The following is a 7,729-nucleotide window of genomic DNA, read 5'->3' as shown; positions in this document are numbered from 1 at the left end:
ATGAGTGGTGTACTGGCTGGTCTGCCTTTGTTCACGACTGCTTATGGTGATGTGTCGTTATCGAAACGCCCGATGGATCGCGTGGTTCATCCTTTGAGGGATATGGGGGCAACCATCTCAGGACGTAAAGATGCTTCTTTGTTGCCTTTATCTTTCAATGGCACTCCATTGAATGGAACGAAACATACCCTTAAGGTAAGAAGCGCACAGGTGAAATCTGCTCTAATATTAGCAGGTTTACTTGCTGAAGGTGAAACGACTGTTGTGGAGAAGGGGCAGACAAGAAACCATACAGAAATGCTTCTGCCTCAGTTCGGAATCGATCTGGATGTGGAAGGGTCGACCATCACTATTCAAGGTGGACAGAAATTAAAAGCCTGTGATGTGAAGGTTCCCGGGGATATTTCTTCAGCTGCTTTCTTCATTGTTGCAGCTGCTCTCACACCAGACAGTTCGTTGACAATTAAAGACGTCGGTCTTAATCCAACCCGTGATGGAATCATTCATGTGATTAAACGTATGGGGGGAACGATAGAGACCAATATCCACACTTACGTCGGTGATGAACCCATAGGCGATGTTCACGTTAAAACAAGTTCGCTGAAGGGGATTACAATTGAGGGAGATATGATCCCTAATGTGATTGACGAAATCCCAATTATTGCTCTTGCCGCTACCCAAGCGGAAGGGAGAACGATTATTAAAGACGCAGAAGAGTTAAGGTATAAAGAAACAGATCGAATCTCAGCGGTGGTTGATAATTTGAGGCAACTCGGGGCAAACGTAGAAGCGCGTGAAGATGGAATAATTATTCACGGGCCAACACCTATCGCTGGAGGAACTGTGGATTCATACGGAGATCATAGGATTGGAATGATGGGAGCCGTAGCCTCCTTGATCAGTGAATCCTCTGTAACCATTCTTGATAAAGATTGCATTAACATTTCGTATCCTTCATTTTTTTCTCATTTAAATGAAGTCTTAAAGTAAATAAACTTCATAGTTTTGTAATAGCTCTCATACGATATAAAAAGCCTATTGGAGGTCACTATCGTATGGGAGCTTATTGGTTTAGGGACACGGAAGGAATTAAGCGGGAAGTATCAGTTTGTGGAGAAAAGTTTGTCAGGGATCGAGTAGGGGATGCTCTTTATAGGTTCATGGATACGACAGGGTTTTATGTAACCCCCGGTCATATTATGATTGATAGTAAAGATCCTCTTGAAGACGCTGATTCATTAATTCTGAAATCTGAAGAATACATAAAAAGAGGATGCACCTTGTTATTGATTCAACACCTAGTGACTAGCATACGCCACTATCGAGAGCTATATGACTTTTTTTTAGAAAAATTGAGAGGGATCTCTGTAGATTACATGATCCTTCCAGTCATAGAAGCAAAGGTAGTCCAACCAGAAATGGTACGCTTTTTCTCTCGAAGAGGCTGTCCCTTTTTATGTATTGTTGTTAAATCGGAAGCAGAATTAGTTGAAGTCAAATGGGAGTGGTTGGTGCAGGCTCAATCTCATAAACGTATTCCTTTGACATTAATCGTCAAAGATCAAAAAAACACGTCAAACAACTACCTGGAAATGTGGTCTTCACTTTGCAAACAGTATGGTATCATAGGATTAACGGATTTGCAGGACGATGAAATGGTTACTGCACAGAATTTAAAGGATAGTGGGATCTTCCCTCGTAAGGGAGGTTTCTTGCCAGGTGGTCAAGCTGATTATAACTTATATTCTGTCGATGAGACCCTTACGTTTGATGAACAGGGTAATTTCCGATATCATAATTCTGTTCCGAAAGTAACAGTCATGAACGGAAGTATCAAACAGGTCAATCAGAATGTTATGGATCATGAACCTGGTTCACATATAAAAGTGAAAATCCACAAGCATTTTGTGTAGTAAGGAAAGGATGTCATCATGGAGGAAATACAAAAAGCTGTCCGTCTCATGGAAGAACATAAAACGGAAGAAGCAATCAACACTCTTACAACGTATCTACCAGAGGCTGATGAGGAGGAGCGTTTTACCATTGCTGAACTCTATATTCAATGGGGAATGCTTGAAGAAGCGAAATTGGTTCTTCATGAACTGATTCAACGGTATCCGAAAGAACAGGAATTGAAAGTGATGATGGCAGAGATCCATATTGATTTGGATGAAGATGATGAGGCAATTGAACTGTTGAATCAGTTTGGGCCGGAAGATGAAGACTATTTGCAAGCTCTTGTTCAATTGGCAGATCTTTATCAAGCTCAAGGTCTTTATGAAGTAGCAGAGCAAAAGCTGCTGACAGCTAAGCAAGTCGAACCCAATTCAGCCATTATTGATTTTGCCCTTGGAGAGTTGGCGTTTTCAAATGGGGAATATATGAAGAGTGTTCCGTATTATGAAAATGCTATGCACCATCAGCCGGTCATCGGTGATATTGAAGTAGCGACGAGGCTAGCTGAAGCTTATGCGGCGAATGGAGAATTTGAGAAATCTCTCGATTACTTTCAAAAAGTGGAAGAAGATAATCCGGATGTAATGTTCCGTTACGGATTTGTGGCCTTCCAAGCAAACAGAAATGATATTGCGATCAAGGTATGGGAAGAACTTATTGAAAAAGATCCTTATTTCCAATCCGTTTATCCTCATCTGGCTCAAGCATATGATTCTGAGGGAATGCCAAATGAAGCCTACAAAATGGCAAAGAAAGGTCTTGAGAAGGATGAGTTCAATAAAGAGCTCTATCACCTGGCAGGCACCCTTTCTCATAGACAGGGGAACAAGGAAGAAGGCTATAGGCTGATGAGAGAGGCTGTGGCTCTTGATCCGGGCTACAAGGAAGCCGTGTTATTCTTAATCGAAAATTATAAAGAAGATGCAGATTTTGAAGCGATTATCGAGCTGATTAATCAGCTTATATCATTCGGTGAAGAAGATCCGAATTATTTATGGGAACTTGCTCAAGCCTATGAGGAAGAAGAACAATTTAAAGAAGCTTATGAACAGTATAAGCAAGCCTATCCATCCTTAAAGGAAGACACAGACTTCTTGAAATCATACGGATATTTCCTAGTAGAGGAAGGTCATATGAAAGAAGCTCAACAAGTCTTTGGAGAATATTTGTCGATCGACCCTACGGACACAGAAGTTGAGGACTTTGTAGAGAGGCTGAAGGAACAAGACGATTAATAAGGGCGCAGGAGGGGCGCATATGCAAACACCTATTTCTGTCAATGAGAAAAAGGATTTTGTCCGCTGGTTCTTGAATCATTACCAATTAAAGAAGAGAGAAAGTGTATGGATTCTCAATTATTTAATGAATCATGAATCTTTATTATCAAGTGTGCATTTTGTTCAGGAGGTCAAATTCTGTCCTCGTGGAATGGAAATCAGTGCTCAAGGGGTTTCTGATCCACCCTTCCGTTTTTACAAAGGTCAGGTCATGACTAATGACGCAGAGAAATCATTCCATGACCTCCGAATGAATCAAGATGAGCCTGTGTATATTCAAATGAATTTTGATAAGGCCCAACAATGTTCCAAGTATGCTCTGGTATTAGAAGAAAACCCCTACCTACCTAAAGATTATTATTTGAATGAACGTGACAAAAGCGAAGCCGATCGACTCTTATCTCACAGCTTGTTGAAGCATAGGCAAAGACAGATAGAAAATAAGATTGATGAAGCTCTCATTCATGGAAAACGGGAGGAATTCAAAGACTTATGTGAAGCACTAACTAAGGTGAAGCATGAGCTGAAAGCGTTCGTATAAACCACTATTAAACAATCAGGAGCATCTGAGGATGTTTCCTGATTTTTATTTTTTCGAAATTTTAGTACAATGAAAAGTAGGAAAGAAAGGAATGTATGAATTATGCGTTGGATAAAAGCAGATACTACTAAATACTTACCAGAAAAAGAATACATCGACACTGTACTTATACCTTTGATCCCATTTGATCCAGCTGATAATCAGCAAATGGCCAAGCAAGCGTTTCAAAGGGAGTTAAACCAAGTCTTCACATCTCTAATCGAGAAAGAATACAAAGGCCGGGTATTTTTATCTCCTGAATATTATTATTTGAATGATCGAGTTAGCGATGAGGTGGAGAGACTCAATCGTTGGGTAGAACAATTTAACAAGCAGCCATTTGAACATGTTTTCTTATTTACATTTGATCCTAAATGGAAAAAATACGAAAAAGATTTAGCTGGACAGCTTCTTTGGGTGCCTGGTATGCAGTCAGGTAATATCCAGTCAACAGAAACGCAATCTTTTGTAAAAGAACAAGCCCATCAAATCAGTGAATTCATCCAGGCTTTTTGGTGATCCTAAAAGTTACGACAAGGTTTGATAATTTATTGACCGGGCTTGAAGATTGCGCTATCATGGTAATGTCCTAGTAAACTGTGTGTAAACAATCCATGTCGCATGGATTACAGCATAGAGGGGGGAAAAGAATGAGTGATAAAAAACGAGTATCCCGTCGCCAATTTTTAAACTACACACTGACTGGTGTAGGCGGTTTCATGGCTGCTGGAATGCTTGCTCCGATGGTTCGATTTGCGATCGACCCCGTTTTGCAGAAGCGAGAGGGCGGCGATTTAAAATCCGTTGTTTCTGTTGATGAGCTTACGAATGAACCGCAACGTGTCGAATGGACGATTGATCAGGTAGATGCCTGGTATGAGTCTGAAGTTCAAAAAACGGCATGGGTGTACAAGGACGAAAATGGCGACATTGTTGCCCTTTCACCGATTTGTACTCACTTGGGCTGTACAGTAGACTGGAGTTCAAATGAAGAATATCCAAATCAATTCTACTGCCCATGCCATGGTGGACGCTACACGAAAGATGGTGTGAACGTTCCTGGAACACCACCAACAGCACCACTACCTATTTATAAGCACGAAGTAAAAGATGGCATGCTATATCTTGGTGATGCAGAATCTAGAAAGGGGGCGTAGATCATGCTGCAAAGAATTTATGACTGGGTGGACGAGCGTGTCGATATTACCCCTTTATGGCGTGATATCGCCGATCACGAAGTGCCTGAACATGTTAACCCAGCCCACCATTTTTCAGCTTTTGTTTATTGTTTCGGTGGATTGACCTTTTTTATAACGGTCATCCAAATCTTATCCGGTATGTTTTTAACCATGTATTACGTGCCAGATATCGAGAATGCCTGGAAATCTGTTTACTATTTACAAAGAGAGGTAGCATACGGCCAAATCGTCCGTGGAATGCACCACTGGGGCGCAAGTTTAGTTATCGTAATGTTATTTCTACATACATTACGGGTATTCTTCCAAGGCGCGTATAAGAAGCCACGTGAACTGAACTGGGTAATTGGAGTATTATTGTTCTTTGTCATGTTAGGTCTTGGTTTCACAGGATACCTGTTACCTTGGGATAATAAGGCATATTTCGCCACACAAGTTGGTCTTGAGATTGCCGCAGCAACTCCATTCGTCGGAGATGAAATACGGACCTTACTTGCAGGTGATCCATCAATCGTAGGAGCGCAAACGCTGACACGATTCTTTGCAATCCACGTGTTCTTCTTGCCGGCTGCATTGTTTGGATTGATGGCGTTTCACTTTATCTTAATCCGTAAACAAGGTATTTCCGGTCCACTATAAAGTGTAAGTTAAAAAAGGAGGGAAAGCTGTGCATAGGGGAAAAGGGATGAAGTTCGTCGGTGATTCACGTGTCACTGCTGAACAAAAAGCCAATTTACCAAAAGACTACTCGGAATATCCGGGTCGTACGGAAGCCTTCTGGCCGAACTTCTTATTGAAAGAATGGCTTGTAGGATCTGTGTTTTTAATCGGTTTCTTAATCTTGACTGCTGCTCACCCATCACCGCTTGAGCAACAGGCGGATCCGACTAACGCGGGTTATATTCCGTTGCCTGACTGGTATTTCTTATTTTTATACCAATTTCTAAAATATGAGTTTGCCGGTGGAGAATTCATCGTTCTCGGTGCAATCGTCATGCCTGGACTAGCTTTCGGTGCTTTATTGCTTGCTCCATTCTTGGATCGCGGCCCAGAACGTCGACCGCATAAACGTCCGATTGCTGTAGGACTAATGATTCTCGGTTTCTTGGCAACATTCGTCTTGACTTATGAATCTGTTCAACACGCGGATTACGAACACCGTGCAGAGAAATACGGTGTTAACATTGAAGCAGTGGAATCAGAAATCGATAAAGAAGCACCTGGTTACGCAATCTATGAAGCGAACTGTTTAAGTTGTCACGGAGACGCTCTCCAAGGACAAGGAAGTTATCCATCACTTATCGATACGGAGAAATCCGTTGAAGAAATCAAAAAAATCGCTGTTAATGGTATCGGACAGATGCCTGCAGGAGTGTTTGGTGGATCTGATGAAGAACTACAGCAACTGGCTGAATTCATCAAGAGCGCGGGTTCTGGTGGAGGAAGCGAAGGCGGTTCTTCTGAAGGTGGCTCTGAAGAGGGTGGATCTTCTGGAGGCGAAGGTTCAGGACAAGATTCTGGATCTGGAGAGAACTCTGATTCTGGACAAGACTCTGGATCTGGAGAGAACTCTGACTCTGGCCAAGATTCTGGATCTGGAGAGAACTCTGACTCTAGTCAAGACTCTGGTTCTGAAGAATAAAATATCATAAGAAAGATAAGAAGCCGTGCTCAAGGAGCGCGGCTTGTCTTTTATAGGAGGAAGACAAAATGAGAAGTATGATCTCCTACATACTTACCAATCAGGCATTTTTAATTGTATTATTTTTTGTTAATCTTTTCGGAACGATTTATGGATATATTTGGTATGAATCGCAACTATCTATAACAGAACCGATCTTTCTTATTTTTGTACCTGATAGTCCAACTGCCAGTTTGTTTTTTACTATTTTCCTGGGGTTTTTAATTTTTAATAAAAATGCTCCGTATATTGAAGCTTTGGCGATCATTACTCTTTTCAAATACGGCGTTTGGGCGGTTGTAATGAATGGATTAACTTTTATTGAGTACGGAAGTCTGCCATGGACGGGGTATATGTTGATTATTTCTCATGGTGCCATGGCCATTCAAGGTCTTCTCTATGCCCCATATTACACAATCCGTCTTAAGCATATCGCAGTTGCAGCTATATGGACGCTTCATAATGACGTCATAGACTATGTGTTTGGGCAGATGCCTGTTTATCCAGCAATTGTCCAGTATATGGATCAAATCGGCTATTTCACATTTTGGTTAAGTATTCTCAGCATCGGGATCGCCTATTTTCTTACTAGAAATAATGATCTTCGGTCTAAACACTCCGCTTCCCACATAGAATCTCTGTAAGACATTTTACGAGAGGGGAGAAGTGGAATGGGACGGGCTATCCTGATGATCCTTTGTTCCGTTTTGTTCGCGCTTACGCCGATCAATCATCATGGGAAAATGGAAATCCATGCTTCACAAGAGTGGGATGCTTTTACAGTTCAATTTAAATATTTAGTCTCAGATGATAAATACGAACTGGCTGAGCGAATGCTGAATAACAGACTTCCTCAGATGGAACAATATGTGGAGACACTAACTCGAGAACAAAGGCAGATGTGGCAGACCTTAGTGATGCCTCTGACGACTGGTTCAACCGAAGACTTCAAAAGAGATTCTGAACGTTTCATTACATTTATGGAAGCAGTAACGGATGATGACCCAGCTGTGTTTACGGAACAGGCACTTTCAGAACT

At 41.5% G+C, this 7,729-nt stretch carries 9 protein-coding genes and 1 pseudogene; all 10 read left to right on the top strand.

From position 1 onward, the window contains the following. Positions 1-990, top strand: a 990-nt coding sequence (aroA, locus tag LD39_RS18105; protein ID WP_035551173.1) for a 3-phosphoshikimate 1-carboxyvinyltransferase, incomplete at its 5' end; no start/stop codon positions are given. A 65-nt stretch (positions 991-1,055) separates the two neighbouring features. Continuing rightward, positions 1,056-1,913: a hypothetical protein gene (locus LD39_RS18100; protein ID WP_035551171.1), complete on the top strand. Its 858-nt coding sequence runs from the start codon at positions 1,056-1,058 to the stop codon at positions 1,911-1,913. A gap of 18 nt (positions 1,914-1,931) precedes the next feature. After that, positions 1,932-3,191, top strand: a complete 1,260-nt coding sequence (locus LD39_RS18095) for a tetratricopeptide repeat protein (RefSeq protein WP_035551168.1) — start codon at positions 1,932-1,934, stop codon at positions 3,189-3,191. Between the two features lie 22 nt (positions 3,192-3,213). Continuing rightward, entirely contained in the window at positions 3,214-3,774 is a 561-nt protein-coding gene (locus LD39_RS18090; protein ID WP_035551165.1) for a ReoY family proteolytic degradation factor, read from the top strand. 102 nt (positions 3,775-3,876) lie between these two features. Then, entirely contained in the window at positions 3,877-4,332 is a 456-nt protein-coding gene (locus tag LD39_RS18085; RefSeq protein WP_035551163.1) for a YpiF family protein, read from the top strand. 131 nt (positions 4,333-4,463) lie between these two features. Then, on the top strand, positions 4,464-4,970 hold the full coding sequence (locus LD39_RS18080; protein WP_035551160.1) for a ubiquinol-cytochrome c reductase iron-sulfur subunit: 507 nt from the start codon (positions 4,464-4,466) through the stop codon (positions 4,968-4,970). Positions 4,971-4,973: 3 nt separating this feature from the next. Further along, positions 4,974-5,648, top strand: a complete 675-nt coding sequence (gene qcrB / locus LD39_RS18075) for a menaquinol-cytochrome c reductase cytochrome b subunit (protein WP_035551157.1) — start codon at positions 4,974-4,976, stop codon at positions 5,646-5,648. A gap of 28 nt (positions 5,649-5,676) precedes the next feature. Further along, positions 5,677-6,429: pseudogene (locus LD39_RS18070) on the top strand (c-type cytochrome); the annotation flags it as partial. 299 nt (positions 6,430-6,728) lie between these two features. After that, entirely contained in the window at positions 6,729-7,334 is a 606-nt protein-coding gene (locus LD39_RS18065) for a DUF1405 domain-containing protein (protein ID WP_035551176.1), read from the top strand. Between the two features lie 27 nt (positions 7,335-7,361). Then, positions 7,362-7,729, top strand: a 368-nt coding sequence (locus LD39_RS18060; protein WP_035551154.1) for a hypothetical protein, incomplete at its 3' end; no start/stop codon positions are given.

This window comes from Halobacillus sp. BBL2006 (assembly GCF_000786645.1).
In the GTDB taxonomy this organism is placed as follows: Bacteria; Bacillota; Bacilli; order Bacillales; family Halobacillaceae; genus Halobacillus.
Note: the sequence above shows the minus strand (reverse complement) of the source record. Positions and strands in the feature narration are given on the sequence as shown.

Excerpts from the sequence above, each read along its gene's own strand:
- LD39_RS18090 (WP_035551165.1), top strand. The coding sequence starts at position 3,214 with ATGCAAACACCTATTTCTGTCAATGAGAAAAAGGATTTTGTCCGCTGG.
- LD39_RS18100 (WP_035551171.1), top strand. The coding sequence starts at position 1,056 with ATGGGAGCTTATTGGTTTAGGGACACGGAAGGAATTAAGCGGGAAGTA.
- LD39_RS18065 (WP_035551176.1), top strand. The coding sequence starts at position 6,729 with ATGATCTCCTACATACTTACCAATCAGGCATTTTTAATTGTATTATTT.
- LD39_RS18095 (WP_035551168.1), top strand. The coding sequence starts at position 1,932 with ATGGAGGAAATACAAAAAGCTGTCCGTCTCATGGAAGAACATAAAACG.
- qcrB (WP_035551157.1), top strand. The coding sequence starts at position 4,974 with ATGCTGCAAAGAATTTATGACTGGGTGGACGAGCGTGTCGATATTACC.
- LD39_RS18080 (WP_035551160.1), top strand. The coding sequence starts at position 4,464 with ATGAGTGATAAAAAACGAGTATCCCGTCGCCAATTTTTAAACTACACA.
- LD39_RS18085 (WP_035551163.1), top strand. The coding sequence starts at position 3,877 with ATGCGTTGGATAAAAGCAGATACTACTAAATACTTACCAGAAAAAGAA.